Origin of the sequence: Pseudonocardia humida (assembly GCF_023898865.1) — a bacterium.
In the GTDB taxonomy this organism is placed as follows: Bacteria; Actinomycetota; Actinomycetes; order Mycobacteriales; family Pseudonocardiaceae; genus Pseudonocardia; species Pseudonocardia humida.
Genome location: NZ_JAGSOV010000041.1, coordinates 69,543 through 89,386, shown reverse-complemented (window position 1 = coordinate 89,386; position 19,844 = coordinate 69,543). Strand labels below are relative to the sequence as shown.

At 73.0% G+C, this 19,844-nt stretch carries 21 protein-coding genes and 1 tRNA gene; 10 read left to right on the top strand and 12 right to left on the bottom strand.

Going from position 1 to position 19,844, the window contains the following annotated elements:
- Positions 1 to 34: 34 nt before the first annotated feature.
- Positions 35 to 625: a DUF6461 domain-containing protein gene (locus tag KDL28_RS20375; RefSeq protein WP_252441030.1), complete on the top strand. Its 591-nt coding sequence runs from the start codon at positions 35 to 37 to the stop codon at positions 623 to 625.
- A gap of 7 nt (positions 626 to 632) precedes the next feature.
- On the opposite strand, the gene KDL28_RS20370 is transcribed toward KDL28_RS20375, so the two are convergent.
- Entirely contained in the window at positions 633 to 845 is a 213-nt protein-coding gene (locus tag KDL28_RS20370; protein WP_252441028.1) for a hypothetical protein, read from the bottom strand.
- A 141-nt stretch (positions 846 to 986) separates the two neighbouring features.
- Here KDL28_RS20370 and KDL28_RS20365 point away from each other — a divergent pair, with 141 nt between their 5' ends.
- The 5 genes from KDL28_RS20365 to KDL28_RS20345 all read left to right on the top strand — a co-directional run bounded on the left by KDL28_RS20365 (position 987) and on the right by KDL28_RS20345 (position 4,384).
- Positions 987 to 1,835 carry a helix-turn-helix domain-containing protein gene (locus KDL28_RS20365; protein ID WP_252441026.1) on the top strand — a complete coding sequence of 283 codons (849 nt, stop codon included), beginning with the start codon at positions 987 to 989 and terminating at the stop codon, positions 1,833 to 1,835.
- 20 nt (positions 1,836 to 1,855) lie between these two features.
- Complete coding sequence (locus KDL28_RS20360) at positions 1,856 to 2,056, top strand: DUF397 domain-containing protein (protein WP_252441024.1); 201 nt, start codon at positions 1,856 to 1,858, stop codon at positions 2,054 to 2,056.
- A 37-nt stretch (positions 2,057 to 2,093) separates the two neighbouring features.
- Positions 2,094 to 3,092 carry a threonine ammonia-lyase gene (locus KDL28_RS20355; protein ID WP_252441022.1) on the top strand — a complete coding sequence of 333 codons (999 nt, stop codon included), beginning with the start codon at positions 2,094 to 2,096 and terminating at the stop codon, positions 3,090 to 3,092.
- A 58-nt stretch (positions 3,093 to 3,150) separates the two neighbouring features.
- On the top strand, positions 3,151 to 3,729 hold the full coding sequence (locus KDL28_RS20350; RefSeq protein ID WP_252441020.1) for a Uma2 family endonuclease: 579 nt from the start codon (positions 3,151 to 3,153) through the stop codon (positions 3,727 to 3,729).
- Between the two features lie 61 nt (positions 3,730 to 3,790).
- The gene (locus tag KDL28_RS20345; RefSeq protein ID WP_252441018.1) at positions 3,791 to 4,384 is read left to right on the top strand and encodes a Uma2 family endonuclease; all 594 of its coding nucleotides are present in this window, start codon (positions 3,791 to 3,793) and stop codon (positions 4,382 to 4,384) included.
- Positions 4,385 to 4,414: 30 nt separating this feature from the next.
- Here KDL28_RS20345 and gnd read toward each other — a convergent pair whose 3' ends face one another.
- Both gnd and KDL28_RS20335 read right to left on the bottom strand, forming a co-directional pair.
- Positions 4,415 to 5,863, bottom strand: a complete 1,449-nt coding sequence (gene gnd / locus KDL28_RS20340; RefSeq protein ID WP_252441016.1) for an NADP-dependent phosphogluconate dehydrogenase — start codon at positions 5,861 to 5,863, stop codon at positions 4,415 to 4,417.
- A 106-nt stretch (positions 5,864 to 5,969) separates the two neighbouring features.
- Entirely contained in the window at positions 5,970 to 6,842 is an 873-nt protein-coding gene (locus tag KDL28_RS20335; protein WP_252441014.1) for an LLM class F420-dependent oxidoreductase, read from the bottom strand.
- Positions 6,843 to 7,047: 205 nt separating this feature from the next.
- Between KDL28_RS20335 and KDL28_RS20330 the strand changes: the two genes are divergently transcribed.
- On the top strand, positions 7,048 to 7,902 hold the full coding sequence (locus tag KDL28_RS20330) for an EamA family transporter (RefSeq protein ID WP_252441012.1): 855 nt from the start codon (positions 7,048 to 7,050) through the stop codon (positions 7,900 to 7,902).
- 4 nt (positions 7,903 to 7,906) lie between these two features.
- Here KDL28_RS20330 and KDL28_RS20325 read toward each other — a convergent pair whose 3' ends face one another.
- From KDL28_RS20325 to KDL28_RS20310, 4 genes are read right to left on the bottom strand one after another with little or no spacing between them, the layout of a single operon-like run.
- Complete coding sequence (locus tag KDL28_RS20325; RefSeq protein WP_252441010.1) at positions 7,907 to 8,698, bottom strand: SCO1664 family protein; 792 nt, start codon at positions 8,696 to 8,698, stop codon at positions 7,907 to 7,909.
- 9 nt (positions 8,699 to 8,707) lie between these two features.
- Positions 8,708 to 9,274: a DUF3090 domain-containing protein gene (locus KDL28_RS20320; RefSeq protein ID WP_252441008.1), complete on the bottom strand. Its 567-nt coding sequence runs from the start codon at positions 9,272 to 9,274 to the stop codon at positions 8,708 to 8,710.
- A 56-nt stretch (positions 9,275 to 9,330) separates the two neighbouring features.
- Entirely contained in the window at positions 9,331 to 10,041 is a 711-nt protein-coding gene (locus KDL28_RS20315) for a histidine phosphatase family protein (protein ID WP_252441006.1), read from the bottom strand.
- Positions 10,042 to 10,075: 34 nt separating this feature from the next.
- Complete coding sequence (locus KDL28_RS20310) at positions 10,076 to 10,903, bottom strand: undecaprenyl-diphosphate phosphatase (protein ID WP_252441004.1); 828 nt, start codon at positions 10,901 to 10,903, stop codon at positions 10,076 to 10,078.
- A gap of 49 nt (positions 10,904 to 10,952) precedes the next feature.
- Here KDL28_RS20310 and KDL28_RS20305 point away from each other — a divergent pair, with 49 nt between their 5' ends.
- Both KDL28_RS20305 and KDL28_RS40535 read left to right on the top strand, forming a co-directional pair.
- Positions 10,953 to 11,915 (top strand): aldo/keto reductase, encoded by a 963-nt coding sequence (locus KDL28_RS20305; protein WP_252441002.1) that lies wholly within the window; start codon positions 10,953 to 10,955, stop codon positions 11,913 to 11,915.
- Positions 11,916 to 12,067: 152 nt separating this feature from the next.
- Positions 12,068 to 12,319 (top strand): DUF5703 family protein, encoded by a 252-nt coding sequence (locus tag KDL28_RS40535; protein WP_308216033.1) that lies wholly within the window; start codon positions 12,068 to 12,070, stop codon positions 12,317 to 12,319.
- A gap of 33 nt (positions 12,320 to 12,352) precedes the next feature.
- Here the strand turns inward: KDL28_RS40535 and KDL28_RS20295 are convergent, their stop codons facing one another.
- The 3 genes from KDL28_RS20295 to KDL28_RS20285 are packed head-to-tail and all read right to left on the bottom strand — an operon-like array spanning position 12,353 to position 15,249.
- A complete protein-coding gene (locus KDL28_RS20295; protein ID WP_252440999.1) occupies positions 12,353 to 13,123 on the bottom strand; it encodes an SDR family NAD(P)-dependent oxidoreductase in 771 nt (256 codons plus the stop codon).
- A 37-nt stretch (positions 13,124 to 13,160) separates the two neighbouring features.
- Positions 13,161 to 14,495, bottom strand: coding sequence for a M20/M25/M40 family metallo-hydrolase (locus KDL28_RS20290; protein ID WP_252440997.1), 1,335 nt, complete (start codon positions 14,493 to 14,495; stop codon positions 13,161 to 13,163).
- Between the two features lie 10 nt (positions 14,496 to 14,505).
- The gene (locus KDL28_RS20285) at positions 14,506 to 15,249 is read right to left on the bottom strand and encodes a hypothetical protein (protein ID WP_252440995.1); all 744 of its coding nucleotides are present in this window, start codon (positions 15,247 to 15,249) and stop codon (positions 14,506 to 14,508) included.
- A gap of 268 nt (positions 15,250 to 15,517) precedes the next feature.
- Between KDL28_RS20285 and KDL28_RS20280 the strand changes: the two genes are divergently transcribed.
- Positions 15,518 to 15,602, top strand: a tRNA-Leu gene (locus tag KDL28_RS20280).
- Here KDL28_RS20280 and KDL28_RS20275 read toward each other — a convergent pair.
- A complete protein-coding gene (locus KDL28_RS20275) occupies positions 15,584 to 17,356 on the bottom strand; it encodes a recombinase family protein (protein WP_252440993.1) in 1,773 nt (590 codons plus the stop codon). The genes KDL28_RS20280 and KDL28_RS20275 overlap by 19 nt on opposite strands.
- Positions 17,357 to 17,688: 332 nt before the next feature.
- The gene (locus KDL28_RS20270; protein ID WP_252440991.1) at positions 17,689 to 19,671 is read right to left on the bottom strand and encodes a cell division protein FtsK; all 1,983 of its coding nucleotides are present in this window, start codon (positions 19,669 to 19,671) and stop codon (positions 17,689 to 17,691) included.
- Positions 19,672 to 19,844 lie beyond the last annotated feature (173 nt).

Genomic DNA, 19,844 nt, shown 5'->3' with positions numbered 1-19,844 from the left:
CCTGCCTCCCGCGCAGCACCTCTACCGTCGCGGGGTGACGTCGGGGGTCTCCGGATGGGCGTGGACCGCACGCGTCTACCCGGGCGGGTACCAGCTGTCGTTCGCCGAGGGCCGGACCGCGGCCGAGATGCTCGCCGCGTTCGGCGTCGACCCCGCGGCGGCCCGGATGATGACGCCGCTGGAGGCCTTCGAGGAGTTCGAGGGCGACCCGGGCGTGTTCCGGGCCGGCGAGACCGGGGGCTGGGGCTTCGCGGTGGAGGAGTACACCGATCCCGTCCCCGAGCAGCTGCTCGCCCTGTCCGTCGGAACGCGTGCGGTCTCGGTGTTCCGGAACCTCGCCGGGCCGCACGCCCTCAGCTACTTCGAGGACGGCGCGGCCACCTTCGCCTGCGAACCCCTCTTCCCGCGATGGCGCCACGGGTCGGACGCCGACCGGTTCCTGGAACCGATGCGCGCCGTCGGGTTCGACCCGGACGTCGAGGTGGACCTCGACGCGTTCGACCCGGACATGGCCGCGCTCGACCTCCTGACGGTCGCGTTCGGGATCCGGCTCACCGAGGAGCAGATGACCGGCCCGCTCCTGACCGGTGAGGTCGAGATCGACATGAGCTGGCTCGATCCCTGACCACCGTTCAGGACGAGCGGTCCCGGCGGCTCGGCGGCCGGGTCGCGGCGGCGAGCCGGGCGAAGTCGGTCAGCGCGCACGGCCACTGCGGGGGCAGCGACACCTGGCTCGTGCAGCCGCGGCAGCGGCCGTCCGGCCCGGGCACGTGGGCGTCGAGCAGGCGGGTCAGAACGCGCGGCCAGCCAGCGACGATCCGGGCGGCTTCGGTCAGGTCGGTCATGGCGCCAGACCCTCTGCGGCGCCGCTCCGCGCCGGATCGTGCTGCGCGGAAGTTCCGCGCCGCACTTTCCCCGTCGCACATTCCCTCTGCCATCATGCCGCCACCGAGAGTGACGGTGGTCGAGCACGGCGGGGGGACGGCATGGGCGGGCGCAGCGGGTCGCAGGTGCGGCGGCGAGTGCTGGCCCGCGAGCTGCGGGGGCTGCGGGAAGCGGCCGGGCTGACGCTGGACGAGGCCGCGGCGACGCTGGACGTGGCGCCGAGCACGCTGAGCCGCTCGGAGAGCGGGCAGCAGCAGATCAGCGTGCACGTGGTCAAGAGCATGCTCGACGTCTACGGCGCCGACGACCGCTGGGACGAGCTGCTGCGGCTGGCCCGGGCCAGCCGGCAGCGGGGCTGGTGGCAGGCGTTCGGGCTGGGCGAGCGGACCCACCTGGTCGGGCTGGAGACCGAGGCGACCCGGGTCCGCGAGTTCACTCCCAACTACCTTCCCGGCCTGTTGCAGACCGCCGACTACGCCCGGGCGCTGTTCGTGGCCGCCGGCGTCTGGGGTTCCGGAGCCTCACTGGAGAACGCGGTGGCGGTGCGGATGATCCGCCAGGAGCGGCTGGTCGACGCGGACGAGCCACTGCACCTCGACGCCATCATCGACGAGAGCGCCCTGCACCGGCCGATCGGCGGCCCCGCGGTGCACCGGGCCCAGCTGGCCCGCCTGCTGGTCGCGGCCGGGCTGCCCACGGTGACCCTGCAGGTGCTACCGCTCAGCGTGGGGGCACACCCAGCCCTCGCCTCGCCGCTCACCCTGCTCAGCTTCGGTGACCTCGGTGAGCCCGACATCGCCTACGTCGAGCACACGTTGGGCGCGGTGACTATGGACAAGACACCGGACGTCGAGCGGGCTAGGGTCTGCTTCGACCGGCTGCGGACCGAGGCGGCGGGCCTGGCCGATTCGCTCGCCCTCCTGCGCGGAGCGCTCGACCGGGCGGGCTGAGCGACGACGGAAGGGACGCCGTGGACGCCGACCAGACCTGGTTCAAGAGCAGCTTCAGCGGCGGCAACGAGGGCAGCTGCGTCGAGGTGGCGTTCCTGCCGGGGGACGGCGTGGCCGTGCGCGACACCAAGGACCGCACGCGCGCCCCCCACCGCTACACCGCCGGCGCCTGGACCGCGTTCCTCGCCGCCACCCGCGCCGGCGAGTTCGACCACCGCTGACCCCGCACCCCGTCCGCCGGGGTATTAGCGTCGTGCCGTGAGTTCTCTGATCGGCATCGACGACATCCGCGCGGCCGCGGACCGCATCGCCCCGCACGTCCTGCGCACCCCCACCCTGGCCAGCCCCGGCCTGACCGCGCACCTCGGCGTCCCGGTGACGCTCAAGCTTGAGCTGCTCCAGCGCACGGGCTCGTTCAAGCCGCGGGCGTCGACCCACAAGCTGCTCTCGCTCACCGACGCCGAGAAGGCCGCCGGTGTCGCCACGGTCAGCGGCGGCAACCACGGCACCGCCCTGGCCGCCGTGGCCGGCTCCCTCGGCATCGCCGCCACCGTCGTGATGGCCGAGTCGGCTCCCGAGCGGTCGAAGGCCGCCGTCCGTGCCGCCGGCGCCGACCTGCGCCTCACCCCTGACATGGACGGCGCGTTCGCGCTGCTCGACGAGCTGGTGGCGGGGGGTAAGACCCTCGTCCACCCCTTCGACGACCCGATGGTCCTGGCCGGGCACGGCACTGTGGGCCTGGAGTTCGCCACCGACGCCCCCGACCTCACCGACGTGCTGGTCAGCGTGGGCGGCGGCGCGTTCGTCTCCGGCGTGGCCACCGCCTTCCGCGCGCTGCGCCCCGACGTGCGGGTGTGGGGCGTGGAGACCGAGGGCGCCGACGCGATGACCCAGGCCCTCGCGGCGAAGTCGCCCGTCCCGGTGCGGCTGTCCTCGATCGCCAGCACGCTCAGCGCCCCGCACGTCTCCCGGCTGACCCTCGACCACGTCTCCGAGCTGGTCGAGGACGTGCTCGTGGTGCCGGACACGGACGCCGTGCGTGGCGTGCTGACGCTGGCCGAGCAGGCCAAGGTGTGGACCGAACCGGCCGCGGGGTGCCTGGTGCCGGCGGCGCTGCGGGTGCTGGAGCGGGTCGGGCCCGACGCCCGGCTGGGGCTGGTGGTCTGCGGCGGGAACGTCACGTTCTCCGACGTGGCGGCGTGGGTGCGGCGGTTCGACGCCACCCCGTTCCCGCCCCGGGTGCCCGTGGAGGTGTAACCCTCCGCTTGTGGACAACTTCCGACGGTTGTCGGTGAGCCCTGCCAGAGTCGGTGCCATGCCTCCGATGACCTTCTCCTCCATGGCCCCTCTCACCGCAGCCGAGTTCCTGGCCCTGCCGGAGAACACCGACATCCGCCTGGAACTGCAGGACGGCGCGTTCGTGGTGAAGCCGCGGCCCACGCCGCACCACCAGGCGTCGCTGCTGGAGCTGTTCGTCCAGCTGCACCAGCGGACCCCGGGCCTGGTCCCGGTGTCCGGCGTGGACGTCGACCCGCGGCTCGTCCCGCCCGACCAGCCCGGCACCGTCCGCGTGCCCGACCTCGTGGTCGTCCCGAAGGACCGCTACGAGCGGGTCCGCGACGGTACCGAGCCCGTCACAGCCGATGACCTCGTGCTGGTCGGCGAGGTCATCGGTCCCGGCTCCCGCCGCACCGACACGGTGATCGAGCACGCCGACTACGCCGACGCCGGCATCGGCCACTACTGGATCATCGATCTCGACGACGACGCGAACCTCACCGCGTGCCACCTCGCCTGCGGATCCCGCTACCTCGACGCCGGACGGCGGCGAGGCGTGTTCGAGACCGACGTGCCGTTCCCGGCCGTGCTCGACCTGGCCGCACTGCTGGAGTGAGACCCGTGCACCTGTGGACAACGTCCAGGACGCGCTCGCAGAGCGTGCCAGACTCGTCGCCATGACGGCCCTCCCGCAGCCGGTCTCGGCTGGTTCGTTCGACCATCCGCTGACCGTCGCCGACTACATGGCTCTGCCCGAAGAGCCGGCGAGTCGTCTCGAACTCCAGGAGGGCTCCGTCGTGATGTCCCCGCGGCCGACCTTCCGCCATCAGAAGTGCATCAACGAGCTGTACACCCAGTTGCGGGACCAGGTGTCGGATGACCTCGACCTGGCGAGCGAAGTCGAAGTCGATCTCAGGCTGGTGCCGGACACCCATCCCGGTACCGTCCGCGTCCCCGACCTCGTCGTCGTGCGCAGTGCGGCCGTGGATCGGCTGGACGCCGAAGGAGGGGCGCTCCGACCGGATGAAGTGGTGCTCGCCGTCGAGATCCTGTCCCCGGGCAGCAGACGCACGGACTCGATCATCAAGCACTCGGAGTACGCAGACGCCGGCATCGGCCACTACTGGATCATCGATCGCACCGACGGCCCCAGCCTCACCGCCTGCCACCTCGGCGGCGAGTTCGGCTACGTCGACGCGGAACCGGTGAAGGGGGTGTTCGAGACCGACAGCCCGTTCCCGGCCCGCGTCGACCTGGCCGCGCTGGTCTGAGTCGCGCCGGTCCGGCCGCTGACCCGAGCCTCAGACGTCGGTGCGGACCTCGGTGCCGTCCTGGCTCCACCGGGTGTGGTAGCTGCCCTCGGCGTCGATGCGCCGGTAGGTGTGCGCGCCGAAGAAGTCGCGCAGGCCCTGGATCAGGTTCGCCGGCACGCGCTCGCGGCGGTAGGCGTCGTAGTAGCTCAGCGAGCTGGCGAACGCCGGCACCGGCACCCCCTGCTCGGTGGCCGTGATCACCACTCGCCGCCAGGCGTCCTGCGCGTTCGCCACGGCCTCGGTGAAGTAGGGCACCATCAGCAGGTTCTCGACGTCGCCGTGCTCGGCGTACGCCTCGGTGATCCGGTTGAGGAACTGCGCGCGGATGATGCAGCCGCCGCGCCAGATGGTGGCCATCGCGCCGAGGTCGAGGTCCCAGCCGTTGGCCACCGACGCCGCGCGCATCTGCGCGAAGCCCTGGGCGTAGGCCACGACCTTGCTCGCGTAGAGCGCCTGGCGGATGTCGTCGACCAGGTCCTCGCGGTTCTCCGCGGCGCTCGGGTTGGGGCCCGACAGCGTCTTCGCCGCGGCCCTGCGCTCACCGCTCAGCGCGGAGAGCCCGCGCGCGAACACCGCCTCGGTGATCCCGGTGAGTGGCACACCGAGGCCGAGCGCGTCGACCGCGGTCCAGGTGCCGGTGCCCTTCTGCTGGGCCTCGTCGACGATCACGTCGACCAGCGGGCCGCCGGTCTTCTCGTCGGTCTTGGCCAGCACCTTCGCGGTGATCTCGATCAGGAAGGACTCCAGGTCGCCGGAGTTCCACTCCTCGAAGATCTTCGCGATGGCCGGCGCGTCCAGCCCGGCGACGTGGGTGAGCAGGTCGTAGGCCTCGGCGATGAGCTGGATGTCGGCGTACTCGATGCCGTTGTGCACCATCTTCACGTAGTGCCCGGCGCCGTCCGGCCCGACGTGCACGCAGCAGGGCGTGCCGTCGACGACGGCCGCGATGCCGGTGAGGATCTCCTCGACCTCGGCGTAGGCGGCCGGGTCGCCGCCGGGCATGATGCTCGGCCCGAGCAGCGCGCCCTCCTCTCCGCCGGACACCCCGACGCCCATGAACCGCAGGCCGCGCTCGGCGCACGCGGCGGTGCGCCGCTTGGTGTCGTCGAAGTGGGAGTTGCCGGCGTCGATGATGATGTCGCCCTCGTCCAGCAGCGGCGAGAGCTCCTCGATCACCGCGTCGACCGGCTTGCCCGCCTTGACCATCACGATGATCCGGCGCGGGCGCTCCAGCGCGGCGACGAAGTCCTCCAGGGACTCGGCGGGGGTGAAGGCGCCCTCATCGCCGTAGGCCTGCATGAACTCCTTGGTGCGGGCGGCCGTGCGGTTGTGCACGGCCACCGGCGTGCCCCGCCGGGCGATGTTGCGGGCCAGGTTGGCCCCCATCACGGCCAGCCCGCTGACGCCGATCCGGCTGGACCCTGCAGACGCTGTCATCGTTCTCCCTCGCAGAAGGCTCGGTACGCGCGACGGTACCGACTACCCCGCAACACGGGGCAGCATCTCCCCCGGTTCGGCCGCCCCGGGGGAGATCCGCTTTCGGCTACATCTGGGCGGCCGCCGGGATGACGTCCTTGCCGATGCGCTCCAGCACGCCCGGCTCCCACACCCGGGGCACCCAGCCGTGGGCCTCCTGCACGCCGAGCGCGGCCATGCCCTGCAGCTGGCCGAGCACCTCGTCGGTCTTCTCGCCGTTCCCGCCGAGGTCCAACGGGACCATGACGGTCTTCTCGATCTCGTCGTAGTCGCGCCCGACGGCCTCGCAGTGCCCGCGCAGCACGTCCAGCTTGCGCTCCAGGTCCGGCCCGCCGAACAGGTTGCAGGCCTGGGCGTACTGGGCGACCAGGCGCAGCGTCTTCTTCTCCCCGCCGCCGCCGATCAGGATCGGCGGGTGCGGGCGCTGCAGCGTCTGCGGGACGTTGAGCGTGCGGTCGAGCTTGTAGTGCTGCCCGACGTAGGGACCGTCCTCGTCGCTCCACATCTGCAGGCAGATCTGCAGCGTCTCCTCCAGCCGCTCGAAGCGCTCCTTCGTGGGCGGGAAGTGCAGGCCCAGTCCGTTTGCCTCGTCGGCGTTCCAGGCGGCGCCGATGCCGAGCCAGGCGCGGCCCTTGGACAGCACGTCGAGCGTGCTGACGAGCTTGGCGAGCATGCCGGGCTCGCGGTAGGTCACCGCGGTGACCCAGGCCAGCAGCTCGACCTTGGACGTGCGCGCGGCCAGGTAGCCGAGCGTGGTGTAGGCCTCGAGCATGTCGTGCTCGGGCGGGCCCAGCACCTCGATCTGCCAGACGTGGTCCATCACGCTGATCCGGGCGAACCCGACCTCCTCGGCCGTGCCCGCGATGCGGGCCAGGTCGTCGGCCAGGCCCGCCGGGCCGGACGGGTAGGTGAAGTCCGCGATGTGCAGCCCGATCTTCACAGTGCCTCTCCTCGCTGGCGTTCCGTGCCGGGAGCGCCGTGACGACGTCCCCGAACCGACCCTACGCCGACCGGAGGCGGCTCCGCATAGCCTTTGCGAGGCCTGGTAATCAGGGCTCCGACGTGCTAATGATCGCGGTCACTAGGTGCGCCAGGATGGGGCGACCGCCGACGGCCGGTGGCGATGGCGCCCCACCGGAGGCAGCGTGCTGGCGATCCTGCTCGCGCTGGGCACGGCGCTCGGCTACGGCGTCGCCAACTACCTCGCCCCCGTGCTGGGCAGGCGGATGCCGCTGGCCGTGGTGCTGCTGGGCGGCCAGCTCGCGGGGCTGGTCGTCTCACTGGCGGTCACCGCGGGCGCCGACGTCACGATGGACGGACCGGGGCTGGCGTTCGCGATCGCCGCCGGGGCCACCAACGCCGGGGCCCTGGCCTGCTTCTACCGGGCCGGGCGCACCGGCGACCTCAGCGTGCTCTCCCCGATCACCTCCAGCGGGGCGATCGTCCCGGTGCTGGTCGGCCTGGCCACCGGCGACCGGCCGAGCGCGGTCCAGCTGGCCGGCATCCCGGTCGTGCTGATCGGCATCGCGCTGGCCGCGCGGCGGCCGCGGATGGCCACCGGACCTGGCGCCACCGCGCCCGCGTCCCGCGGCCTGGGCTGGGCGCTGCTCGCCGCCCTGCTGTTCGGCGCGTTCCTGACCACCTACGCCGAGGCGGCCGCGGACTCCTCGCCCGGCGCCCTGCTCTGGTCACGGGTCGCGCTGCTGAGCGGCACGGCCGTCGGCGTCCTCGTGCTGCGCGCCCCGGTCCGGGCGCGCCCGCGCGACGGCGCGCTGACCGCGGTGCCCGGCCTGCTGCTGGCCCTGGGCACGTTCGCGTTCGGCGAGGCCAGCCGGGTCGGGCTGCTCAGCGTGGTCTCGGTGATCGCCACCCTGAACCCGGTGATCACCGTGGGGCTGGCCTTCCTGCTGCTGCACGAGCGCCCCTCGCGCACCCAGCGCATCGGCGCGGCGCTGGCCCTGGTGGGGATCGGCCTGCTCGCCGCGGGCCAGGGGCCGTGAGCGGTCAGAACGCCGGCCAGGGGATCGCCGGTCCGCGCCCGGACGGGCCCGGGTAGCAGGGGTCGGCCAGCAGCCGGTCGAGCCGGGTGGTCAGGGCCCGCACCTCCCGGCGGGTGATGTGCTCGCCCAGGGTGTCGCGCAGGTCGCCGTCCAGGTCGGTGCGCAGGCGCTTGAGCGCGTCCACGACGTCCTCGGGGAGCGGGCGACCCACCCAGCCCCACAGCACCGTGCGCAGCTTGTGCTCGGTGTGCAGGCAGAGCCCGTGGTCGACGCCGTAGACGTGGCCGTCGATCCCGGCGAGCACGTGGCCGCCCTTGCGGTCGGCGTTGTTGGCCACCGCGTCGAACGCGGCCATCGCCTGCAGGGCGGGGACGTCGGCGTGCACCAGCACCGCGGGCTCGCCCCGGTCGCCGCGGGCGCGCAGCACCCCCAGCCAGCCGGGGGGCACCTCGTTCGGGGCGCAGACGTCGACCAGCTCGTCGTCGCCCGTGTCGACCCAGACCTGCACCATGCCCGGGCCGAACGGCCCGTCGCGCAGCACCGTGTGCGGGACGACGTGGAAGCCGGCCGCCTCGGAGATCAGGAACGCGGCCACCTCGCGCCCGGCCAGCGTGCCGTCCGGGAAGTCCCAGAGCGGGCGCTCACCGCGCACCGGCTTGTAGACGCACTGCAGCTCGACGCCGTCGAGCGCGACGGTGCCGAACAACGTGGCGTTCGAGGCGTCGACCAGCCGTCCGGTGATCTCCATCCGACCGCGCCGCAGGACGGCCGGCACGGCGGGGTCGCGAGGCTCCACGTGGTGGCGTCAGTCGGCGACCGGGGAGCGCTGGTGGTACCCGTTGAGCCGGACGCAGACGTGGCCGTCGGTGTCGAGCGGCTCGGCGCAGAGCGGGCACGGCGGGCGACCAGCGGAGACGACGCGCTCGGCGCGGTCGGCGAACTCGCGGGCCTGCACCGGGGACAGGAACACGCGCAGCGCGTCCGGGCCCTCCTCGGTGTCGTCGAGGACGACCGACTCGTCGACCTCCTCCTCGCTCACCGCGAGCAGCTCGACGACGATCGACTGGGAGTCGGCGTCCCAGCCCAGGCCCATCGTGCCGACCCGGAACTCCTCCTCCAGCGGCACGGCCAGCGGGTCGAGGTCGGTGCCCGCGGACTCGGCGGCCTCGTCGGGCCCGAACCGGCGCGCGACCTCCTCCAGCAGCGCGGCCATGCGCTCGGCGAGCACCGAGACCTGCTGCTTCTCCAGCAGGACGCTGATCGTGCGGGCCTGCTCGACCGCCTGCAGGTAGAAGGAGCGGTCGCCGGGTTCGCCGACGGTGCCGGCGACGAAGCGCTCGGGGCGGCGGAAGACGTGAATGACGCGAGACATGACCTCATCGAGAGTAGACCGCTCCGGCGAACCTGGCACACCGGATGCGCGCTCAACTACGTGGTCCCGCCCACGACGGCGTCCGAGGACGGCGCCGGCTCGGCCTCCGCCCCCTCGTCCGGGTCCTTCGGCGGCGGCGGGATCAACGCGGACACGTCACCGCCGACGTCGTTGGCCCGGACCACGAACGGGCGGGTCTCGGTGTAGCTGACCACGTTGATCGAGCAGGTGTCGACGATGATCCGCTGGAAGTTGTCCAGGTGGGTGGCCAGCGCGTCGGCCAGCACCGCCTTGATCAGGTCGCCGTGGCTGCAGGCCAGCCAGACCGCGTGCGGCCCGTGCTCGGCGGCGACCTCGGCGTCGTGCCTGCGGATCGCGGCCACCGCCCTGGCCTGCATCCCGGCCAGGCCCTCCCCGTCGGGGAAGACGGCGGCCGACGGGTGGGCCTGCACGACCCGCCACAGCGGCTCCTTGGCCAGCGTCTTCAGCTCGCCCCCCGTCCACGAGCCGTAGTCGACCTCGGCGATGCCGGGCTCGACGACCGGGGTCAGCTCGCGCGCCGCGGCCAGCGGCGCGACCGTCTGCTCGCACCGGGTCATCGGCGAGCAGACGATCCGGGCCAGCGGCACGCCCTCCAACCGCCCGACCACCTTCTCGGCCTGGGCCCGGCCGGTGTCGTCGAGCTCGACGCCCGGGCTGCGGCCGGCGAGCACGCCGGCGACGTTCGCCGACGAGCGGCCGTGGCGGAGCAGGATGACGGTGGGCACGGTGCCCGAGCCTACGTGCGCCGGCCGCGCGGCCTCAGATCGCGGCGAGCCAGCCGTTGCTCAGCACGACCAGCAGCACCACGCCCAGCACCACCCGGTACCAGACGAACAGGTAGACGCTGTGCCGCTCGACGTAGCGCAGCAGCCAGGCGATGGAGGCGTAGCCCAGCACGAAGGCGATGATCGTGGCCACCGTCATCTGCAGGCCGGTCGGGGCGTCGGCGCCGCCGGCGAACACGTCCGGGATCTGGAAGATGCCCGAGGCCACCACCGCCGGGATGGCCAGCAGGAACGAGTAGCGCACGATCGCCGGGCGGGTCATCCCCAGGAAGAGCCCGGCGGTGATCGTGCCCCCGGACCGGGACACGCCCGGGACCAGCGCCATCGCCTGCGCGAAGCCCAGCACCACGCCGTCGACGGGGCGGATCTGGTTGAGCTCGACGCGCTGGCGCCCGATCCACTCGGCCAGCCCGAGCAGCAGGCCGAACACGATCAGCGTCGTGGCGATCAGCCACAGGTTGCGGGCCACGGTCTGGATCTGGTCCTCGAACAGCACCCCGAGCACCGCGATCGGGATCGTGCCGACGATCACCAGCCAGGCGATGCGGTAGTCGTCGGTGCGCCGGACCCGGGCGTCGGTGAAGCCGCGGAACCAGGTGGAGAGCAGGCGCCAGATGTCCTTGGCGAAGTAGACGAGCACCGCGGCCTCGGTGCCCAGCTGGGTGACCGCGGTGAACGCGGCCCCGGGGTCGTTGCCGAAGAACACCGCGGAGGTGATCCGCATGTGCGCCGATGAGGAGATGGGCAGGAACTCAGTCAGCCCCTGCACGATCCCGAGAACGATCACTTCCAGCCAACCCACCGGGGGACCGTACCGGGGCCCCGCGGGCGGCTGCGCATAGGCTCCCGCCGTGCTTCGACGACGGGTCGGGACCAGTGGACTGGCCGTCTCCCGGCTCGGACTCGGTACCTTGACCTGGGGAAACGGTGCCGACATCGAGTCGGCGACCGCCCAGCTCGCCACGTTCGTCGACGCCGGGGGCTCGCTCGTGGAGACCTGCGACGGCTACACCGGCGGGGAGTCGCAGCGGATGCTCGGCGACGCCATGGCCAAGCTCTGCGTCAGCGGGATGCGCCGCGAGCAGCTGGTGCTCGCCGGCCGGACCGACGTGCCGCCGGGCGGCCTGGCCCGCGGTGCGCTGCTCGCCGCGCTCGACGCGACGCTCACCCGCCTCGGCACCGACCACCTCGACCTGTGGCAGCTGCCCTTCCCCGGCGCCGGCGAGCCGGCCGGGCTGGACGAGGCGCTCACCGCGCTGCAGGTCGCGGTGCTGTCCGGGCGAGTGCGCTACGCCGGGCTCGTCGGCCCGCGGGGCTGGCAGCTGGCCACCGCGGTGGAGCGGGCCCGCGGCATGGGGCAGGCCACGGTGCCGGTCTCCGCGCAGGTCGAGTACTCGCTGCTGGTGCGCGCGCCGGAGGGCGAGCTGCTCGCCGCCGCCGCGCACCACGGCATCGGCCTGCTGGCCTGGGCCCCGCTCGGGCGCGGGGTGCTGACCGGCAAGTACGCCGACGGCACCCCGACCGACTCGCGCGGCGCCTCCGGGGCACTGGCCCGCTACGTCGAGGCCCGCCGCACGAGGCCCGCGGTCCGGATCGTGCAGGCGGTGCTCACCGCGGCCGACGGGCTGGGCACCTCCCCGCTGGCGGTGGCGCTGGCCTGGGCGCGAGACCGGCCCGGCGTGGCGGCCACCGTCGTCGGCGCGCGCGACCGGGCCCAGCTGGCCGCGGCGCTGGCCACCGAGCCGCTCGTGCTGCCCGACGAGATCCGCGCCGCCCTCGACGACGTCAGCCGCCCGCACCCGGCCCCGAGCTGATCGTCAACCGGGCGGGACGGGCCTGCGCGGCCTACCTGGTCGACGGCCCGAACCGGGCATATGGTGGGGCATTCACCCGGAGTTCATCGGGTCGACGGTGTCTCAGCGCACCGGCGCGGCAGCTCCGGGACGAGCTGGTGGGAGGTGAGCCGGTGGCCCGAGGCGGTACGACCGGCGGAGTCGACGCAGGTGACGGCGAGGGGAATCCCTCGGACGGCTGGGAGTACCGGCCGGTGCAGCTGCCCGGGGACGTGTCCCGGATGACGGCGGCGGTCCGACTGGCCATCCAGGCCGAGTTCGGCGGGTGGGAGCTCTCCCGGGTGCGGCTCTACCCCGGCGGTGTGCGCAAGGTGTGGCTGCGCCGCCGCCGCACGTCGTCGCTGATGGCCGAGCCGACGATCTGACGCCGGGACGCCCGGCACCGGCGCTCCGGCCGGTCAGACGTCCTCGCCCGCCCCGCTCGGCGGGGCCTGGTGGTTGCCCGGCCCGGGCACGCCCCGGAACCCGTACGGGCCGGGCTCGCGGCCGGGCTGGACGTACCAGCACTCCCCCGGCTCCCCGCGGTCCAGGATCGCGCCGACGGCGTCGGCCACGTCCTCGGCGCTGAGCAGCGGGAACCCGGCGAACCGGTCCTTGGCCGCGGCGATCAGCGGGGTGTCGGCGAAGCCGGGGCACACGGCGTTGACCCGGATGCCCTCGGCCGCCAGCGGCCCGGCGGCCGCCCGCACGTAGCCGACCACGGCGTGCTTGGTCATCGTGTAGAGCGTGTTCCCCGGGATCGGCACCAGCCCGGCCAGCGACGCGGTGGCCACGATCGACCCGCCGCCCGCCCGGCGCAGCGCCGGCACCGCGGCGTTCACCCCGAACACCACGTGGTCGACGTTCACGCCGACGATCTTGCGGTAGCCCTCGACGTCGAGGTCCTCGATGCCCGACTGGCCCGCGACGATCCCGGCGTTGAGGTGCACCACGTCGAGCCGCCCGTAGCGTTCCTCGACCTGCCCGACGATCGTGGCCATGGCGTCGACGGCGCTGACGTCGCCGCCGATCCCCGTCCCGCCGACCTGCTCGGCCACCGCCTTCGCGCCGGGCTCGTCCAGGTCGACGACGGCGACCCGGGCGCCCGCGCCGGCCAGCAGCCGGGCCGTCGCCGCGCCGATCCCGGACGCTCCGCCGGTGACCAGGGCGACCTTGTTCGACAGGTCCATGCGGATGGTTCCTCCTCGGCGAGGGACTGCGGTCGGGTCAGGAAGAGCGCAGGAAGCGGTCGAGCACGCGGGTGCCGAACTTCAACGCGTCCACCGGCACCCGCTCGTCGATGCCGTGGAACAGCGAGGCGAAGTCCAGGTCGGGCGGCAGCCGCAGCGGGGAGAACCCGAAGCAGCGCATCCCCAGCTCGGAGAACGCCTTGGCGTCGGTGCCGCCGGAGAGCATGTAGGGCACGGCGTGCGAGCCCGGGTCCTCCTCCTGCAGCGCCGCGACCATCGCGTCCACCAGCGGCCCGTCGAAGGTGGTCTCGACCGGCGGCAGGTCGGTCACCCACTCGCGGGTGACGTCCGGCCCGATCAGCTCGTCGACCTCGCGCAGGAACGCCTCCTGCCGCCCGGGCAGCACCCGGCAGTCGACCACGGCCTCCGCCGAGGACGGGATGACGTTGGCCTTGTAGCCGGCCTTGAGCATCGTCGGGTTCGCCGTGTCGCGGACGGTCGCGCCCACGATCCGCGAGAGCGGGCCCAGCTTGGCCAGCGAGCCCTCCAGGTCGTCTTCGGGGAACTCCAGCCCCGTCAGCTCGCTCATGCGGGCGAGGAACTCCCGCACGGTGTCGTGCAGGGTGAGCGGGAAGGTGTGGTTACCCAGCCGGGCGACGGCCTCGGCGACCTTGGTGACGGCGTTGTCGTCGTGCAGGAACGAGCCGTGGCCCGGCCGCCCGCGCGCCCGCAGCCGCATCCAGGCGATGCCCTTCTCCGCCGACTCGATGAGGTAGACCCGCTTGTCCTCGCCGAGGGTGAGCGAGAAGCCGCCCACCTCCCCGACCGCCTCGGTGCACCCGGTGAACAGGTCGGGCCGGTTCCGCACCAGCCACTGCGCCCCGTACGCCCCGCCCGCCTCCTCGTCGGCCAGGAACGCGAAGACGATGTCGCGGGGCGGGACGATGCCCTCGCGCCGGTACTGGCGGGCGATGGCGATCATCATCGCCACCATGTCCTTCATGTCGACCGCGCCGCGGCCCCACACGTAGCCGTCCTGCACTGCCCCGGAGAACGGGTGCACCGACCACTCGCTCGGGTCGGCCGGGACGACGTCGAGGTGGCCGTGCACGAGCAGCGCGTCGCGGCCCGGATCGGCCCCCGGGACGCGGATGAACACGTTCTCCCGCTTCGGGGCCCCCGACTCGACCCGCTCCACCTCGTAGCCCACCTCGGTGAGCTGCGCGGCGACCCACTCGGCCGCCTCCGCCTCCCCCACCCAGGTCTCGGGGTCGGCGGTGTTGGTCGTGTCGATCCGGATCAGCTCCGAGCACAGCCGGACGACCTCGTCCTCGGCCGCGATGCTGGTGCCTTCCACTCGGTCGTCCGCCACGCGGATCTTCCTACCACCCGGTGGGCCCGCCGTGGGGGTGGCGCGGCCCCCAGCGCGCTGCGCCGGGCGTGAACTCCCAGCGCCGCCCGGGCTCGAGGACCACGACCTCCAGGCCGGGCGGGGCGAGGGCGACGGCGTCCGCCGCGCTGCCGTGGCGGCGGAACACCAGCGAGCGCGGGTCGGCGGCGTGGGCGTCGTGCACCGGGAGCAGCACCCGCGCCCCCAGCGCCACCGCCCCCGCGACGGCCTCCGCCGGCCCGGTCACCAGGGCGGCCCCGACCACCGGCGCAGGCCGTCGGTCGGGAGCTCGCCGCGTCGACCGGGGCGCAGCGGTCCAGCCCGTCGACGTCGGCCGGCTCCCCGCCCGCACGTCCCCCGCGCTGAAGAGGTAGGCGTTGTTGGGCGCGACGAGCGTCCGCCCCGACGGCACCGCCGCCACCGGCAGCCCCGGCCAGCTCCCGCGACCTCCCCCACCGCAACCGCTCGACGTCGTCGAACCAAGGGCCCGCGCCTGCCGCGCCATCCGCCCGGTGCTGACCACGACCCGCGTCGCACCCTTCGCCCCGTACTCCCGCAGCGCCCGCAGGTCCCAGTGGTTGACCACCGGGTTGGTGGCCACGATCGCGGTCAGCGGCGGCAACGCGTCGACCCGCAGCCCGAGCGGCTCGCCCCGCCGCAGGTACCAGCGCCCGCCGAACTCGATCAGCACGCAGGCGTCGGCGACCCGGGTGACGGACAGGGAGGATTCGGTCATGACCGCACGGTGCAGCTTGATGTGCACATGAAGTCAACGGCCGACGCCACGACGACCATCGGCGACCTCGCCGACCGCTTCGGCCTGGCCACCCACGTCCTGCGCCGCTGGGAGGAGCGTCGGCCTGCTCACTCCCCTTCGACGAGTGCCCGCACGCATGGGAGCGCCTGGCCGCGCGGATGCGGGGAGCCGGGGAGGCGGTCCCGTCGTGAACCCGCTGGAGCCCATCAGCTATCCTTCAGCCTGCCGGCCGAGAGGTCGTGCAGCAGTCCGAGTGGCGGAATGGCAGACGCGCTAGCTTGAGGTGCTAGTGCCCTTTAACGGGCGTGGGGGTTCAAGTCCCCCCTCGGACACACTCGCTAGCCACACGCAGAGACAGTGTGGCTACACCCCCATCATCCGCAGGTAGGTAGCGGACACCAAGGTCAAGTTCCTGGTACAGCCGCGCGAGCCGCTCAGGCCGCGCGCGTTCGATCACCGAGCCGACGTCGCCAAGCGCGTCGATCATCGCGTAGACCTCGGCCGTGTCGAGGACTGGCGGCCGGTCCGGCGGCTGCGCCAAGTGCGCCCGCGCCGCGTCTCGCTCGGCGCGAGCCTGGTTGATCGCATCAACCACTGCGGACGGCTCGACACCTGCGGCGATGGCCGCTTGGTAGCGCTTCAACGCCGTCTCGGCATCCGCCAGCCGCTTGTTCACGGCCCGGTCGGCGGCGAGTTCGGCCGGGTCGCACTGGGAGGCGACCAGCGCGTGCACGGTTGCGTCGCGATTCTCGGGCGCGAACAGCTCGCCGACCCAGCCGTTGATCGCGCCGGTGATGATGTCCTCGCGCAGGTTGACCGTGGTCGGGTGATCCGCCAGCGCCAGCGAGCCCGGTGCCAGGGTGCGCGCCTTGCAGCGGTAGTAGGCGTGCTGACGGACGGCGCCGCCCTGCATCTTGCGCTTGCAGACCTCGCACCGGACCCGGCCGCGCAGGAGGTAGAGCCGCTTCGGCGGCGTCGACCCGGACCGTTCCAACTTCGCGATTCCGGCCATACCGCCCGCGCCCCGGCTGCGCCGCACGACCTGCGCACGGGTGAAGTCCTCAACGGACACGATCGCCGGATGGGCAGGCTTGCGGGAGCGCACCACGTCTTCGGGCGCCGCCCTTCGGAACCGGGTGACGTGCCCGGCCGCCACGTCGTCGGGGTCGGCGAGCATCTCCGTCTTGGTCCAGCGCCCGAACACGGCGTAGCCGGTGTAGCGCGGGTTCTCCAAGATCGAACGGACGGTGCTGCCCTGCCAGCCGTCGGCGAGCCGATGCCGGTTCTGCTCCGGCCGCATCGAGGACGGGCACGGCACCCCGTCACGGTTGAGCCCACCGGCGATCATCCGGTCCCCGGCACCGGCCAGGTACTCCCGGAAGATCCGCCGCACCGCGGGCGCGGTGTCCTCGTCGATCGCCAGCACACGCAGCCGGAAGCCTTCCGCCGCCTTGCGCGGGTTCGGGTGCGGCCCGCCGTCGACCACCTTGTAGCCGTGCGGCGCCCGGCCGCCCTGGTGCCGGCCCTCGTTGACGACCTGGGCATCCATCGCGGCGCGCACCCGAGCCTGGACGTGCTGCCGCTCGGACTCGCTCATCCCGCCGAGCACGCTCATCAGCATCTTGTGCGAGGGGTTGCGCGCGTCGAACTTGCCGCCCAGCTCAGGAACCCAGAGGTCAACGCCGTAGGCGGCGAACCGCGGAGCGATCAGCGAGAACTGGTTGCCGAACCAGCACCGCGTGCCCTCGCCGACGACCACGGCGGTCCACGTCCGACCCGGGTCCTTCAACGCGGCCAGCAGCCGGGCACCCTCGCGGCGCCGGTCCCACGGGACCGACCGGGACTGCCCGATGTCGAAGTAGTCCTCGGTGATGACCCCGCCGAGGGCCTCGACGAACTTGGCCGCGTTGCTGCGCTGCCACGCCCGGGACGTGCGCGGGTCCTGGTTGTCCTCGGTCGAGCAGCGCCCGTAGAACGCCACCGGTCCGATATCGCTCTCGACGTCGGCGGTACCGCTACCGGCGCCGGTCAGCTCGTCGAGGATCACCCACGGGTCTGGCGAGTCGGGCTCATTCGGCATGGTCATCGCCCTCCGACGAGCGATCGAGGACCGGGATTTCAGTCAGCTCCCGGAGTATAGCAAGCAACGCGTGACAGACCTCCTTCGTCAGTGGTGGTAGGTGGTCGGGTAGATCAATTCGTACATCGTTCGGCGGAGTCGGGTTTCGACTCGTCGCGGTGATCACCTCCTTGATCGCAGGGGTTAGGCCGCGGGCTGCGGGTTAGGTTCGTAACCCGCCGCCCGTGACCGCCTGCGGCGCCCTGACCAGGGAGAAGAGACTAGGTTAGGTGGGTAAGGTGGTCCCGGCGCACCCTGCCAGGCAGGCCGCACGCGCCCCTTCCGATGTCGCTGCCGACCTAACCGTCCCGCTCGGCAAGCCGTGAGCGGACAGCCGCGGGGTCGATCGGGTACCGATTACCGGTCGACGGAACCTTGATGCCGTACTGCTTTTCGAGCACCTGCCGTAACCGCATGCCGTTCAATCGCCGGTACGGCAACCAATTCGGCGCGAGATCCCGCAGTAGTGCCGGCACATCGGCGGCCGGTACCCGCTCGTTGCCGAGAACCGAGCCGAGATCGTCCAAAAGATCGCGCGATTCGTCGTCCTGCTCGGCGGCTCCGGTCTGCGCCTTGACGGCCGGATGCACGGCGCTCATCGCGCGGGCGATGATGTCGGCCGCCGCGTCGTAGCCGGTGTCGTCGTCGACCTCGATGTAGAACCACTTCACGATCTCGAACCGCTCGTCGGTCGCCCCGGTCAGCACCGACGTCCCGACGTCCTTGCCCATCCGCAGCTCGGTCGCGCGGATGCCGGCCTGAAACGAGCCGTCGCCGAGGAACCCGTCGTTGGACCGCCAGGACTTCACCGCGAAGCAGGCGTTGATCTTGACCAGCTCCACGATCTTCGGGGGGATCGCGTCCGCCCGCGACGACTGCGTGTCGAACGCCAGGCTGATCGCGGTCTTCCGCGCCCGGCGCATGGTCTGCACGGCCAGGTCCGCGGCCTCCTTGCCGTGCTCGCCGTGCCCGAACAGCTCGTGGCACTCGGAGAACAGCGCCACCACCGGCCGCAGGTCCGGATGCTTCTCCGCGAGTGGACGCGTCACCTTCTTGGCCCCGAGCGCAGCCAACCGGGCCTCGCGCCGCCCGACCTCCTCGTAGAGGGCTCGGAGCGACTCCAGCGCGGCGACGACCGTGGCGTCGTCGACGCCGCGGTGGTAGCGGGCCAGTCGGGGTCGGTAGGCGTCGAAGTCGCCGTTGTTGGCGAACACGAACACCCACAGCTCGGCGAGCGGATCGAGCGCCGCCCCGGCCATGACCACCCGGGCCGCGTTGGACTTGCCCTGCCCCATGACCCCGCCGAACGCCACGTTACCGCCCGGCAGCGGCGGGGCGATCACGTCCCCGCGCTGGGACACCCCGAGCGGGATGCCGGCGAACAGGTCGGCCGTGCCCTCGTGCAGCAGTGGGTACGGCGGAGCCGGCTTCTCCGTCGACCCCTGGTCGGCGACCCACAGATCCACGTAGCCGGCCCGCTCCGCCGCAGTCGGCCAGACCTCCAGCGGAGCGCGCACGAGGTTGCGGGCGAGCACGTCGCGCTTGTCGGCGATCATCTCCGGCGTCACGCCCATGGGCAGGGAGAACGTGCTCTGGTAGCCGCGCCGGTTGACCCGGACCGGTGGGGTGGCGAACTCGACCTGCCACCCCTCCTTGACTGCCCTGTTCAGCGCCGGGATGCCCAGGTGCGCGAGCGCGGTCGCGATCCCGCCCGGCGTGACGATCACGGTCTCGTGGACGCGGGACCCGCCCGGCGCCGCCCACGCCGGGACGGCGCCGCTACGACGGCCGACCTCCCAGAGACCGGCCAGCACGACCCACGGCACAGCCAGGACGACCGGGAGCCACACCACCCCGAGCAACCACACGACCCACGCGATCAGATCGACCGCGGTGCGCAGCGGCGCAAGCAGCCAGGAGAAGTCCGCGTAGCCGATCGCCAGCACCGCGCCGAGCCCGAGCAGCAACCCGGCCGTGGTCACGATCGTGACGACGACGGCGTGCACCACCGCGACCGGCGCCAACAGCCACTCCATCCGGCGCCGGTGCCGCCGCTCGCGCGCCTGCTCGGCACGGGCCTCCCACTCGGTGAGCCGCTCGTAGTCCCCGACCGTCTCCGCGGAGCGCATGAGCCGTTCGTAGCGGGAGTTCGTCCGGGCCTCCCACAACCGGCGAACCAAGATCCGGGCACCGGCCAGCACGTAGAGCACGAGGTTGCGAGCGAGCCACCGGACGCTGGTTACCGTGCGCTCGTGGGCCACGGCCCGCCGCGCCACTCCCACGACCCACACCACGCTCCGACTGCGCGGCATCCTCGCGCCGGTCAACGCCCGGACAACCGCACCGCCCGGGCGCCGCACCGGTGCGGGCGGGGTCTCGCGCCGCACCAGCTGCCCGCTCTCACCACGGGCCTTCGGCGTGACCATCGGCGGCGGAGCGGACCCGTCCGATCCCG

What these genes read in the sequence shown, in the direction of transcription:
- KDL28_RS20275 (WP_252440993.1), bottom strand. Translation starts at nt 17,356, where the DNA reads ATGACCATGCCGAATGAGCCCGACTCGCCAGACCCGTGGGTGATCCTC.
- KDL28_RS20320 (WP_252441008.1), bottom strand. Translation starts at nt 9,274, where the DNA reads ATGTCTCGCGTCATTCACGTCTTCCGCCGCCCCGAGCGCTTCGTCGCC.
- KDL28_RS20370 (WP_252441028.1), bottom strand. Translation starts at nt 845, where the DNA reads ATGACCGACCTGACCGAAGCCGCCCGGATCGTCGCTGGCTGGCCGCGC.
- KDL28_RS20365 (WP_252441026.1), top strand. Translation starts at nt 987, where the DNA reads ATGGGCGGGCGCAGCGGGTCGCAGGTGCGGCGGCGAGTGCTGGCCCGC.
- KDL28_RS20350 (WP_252441020.1), top strand. Translation starts at nt 3,151, where the DNA reads ATGCCTCCGATGACCTTCTCCTCCATGGCCCCTCTCACCGCAGCCGAG.
- KDL28_RS20295 (WP_252440999.1), bottom strand. Translation starts at nt 13,123, where the DNA reads ATGGACCTGTCGAACAAGGTCGCCCTGGTCACCGGCGGAGCGTCCGGG.
- gnd (WP_252441016.1), bottom strand. Translation starts at nt 5,863, where the DNA reads ATGACAGCGTCTGCAGGGTCCAGCCGGATCGGCGTCAGCGGGCTGGCC.
- KDL28_RS20345 (WP_252441018.1), top strand. Translation starts at nt 3,791, where the DNA reads ATGACGGCCCTCCCGCAGCCGGTCTCGGCTGGTTCGTTCGACCATCCG.
- KDL28_RS20285 (WP_252440995.1), bottom strand. Translation starts at nt 15,249, where the DNA reads ATGACCGAATCCTCCCTGTCCGTCACCCGGGTCGCCGACGCCTGCGTG.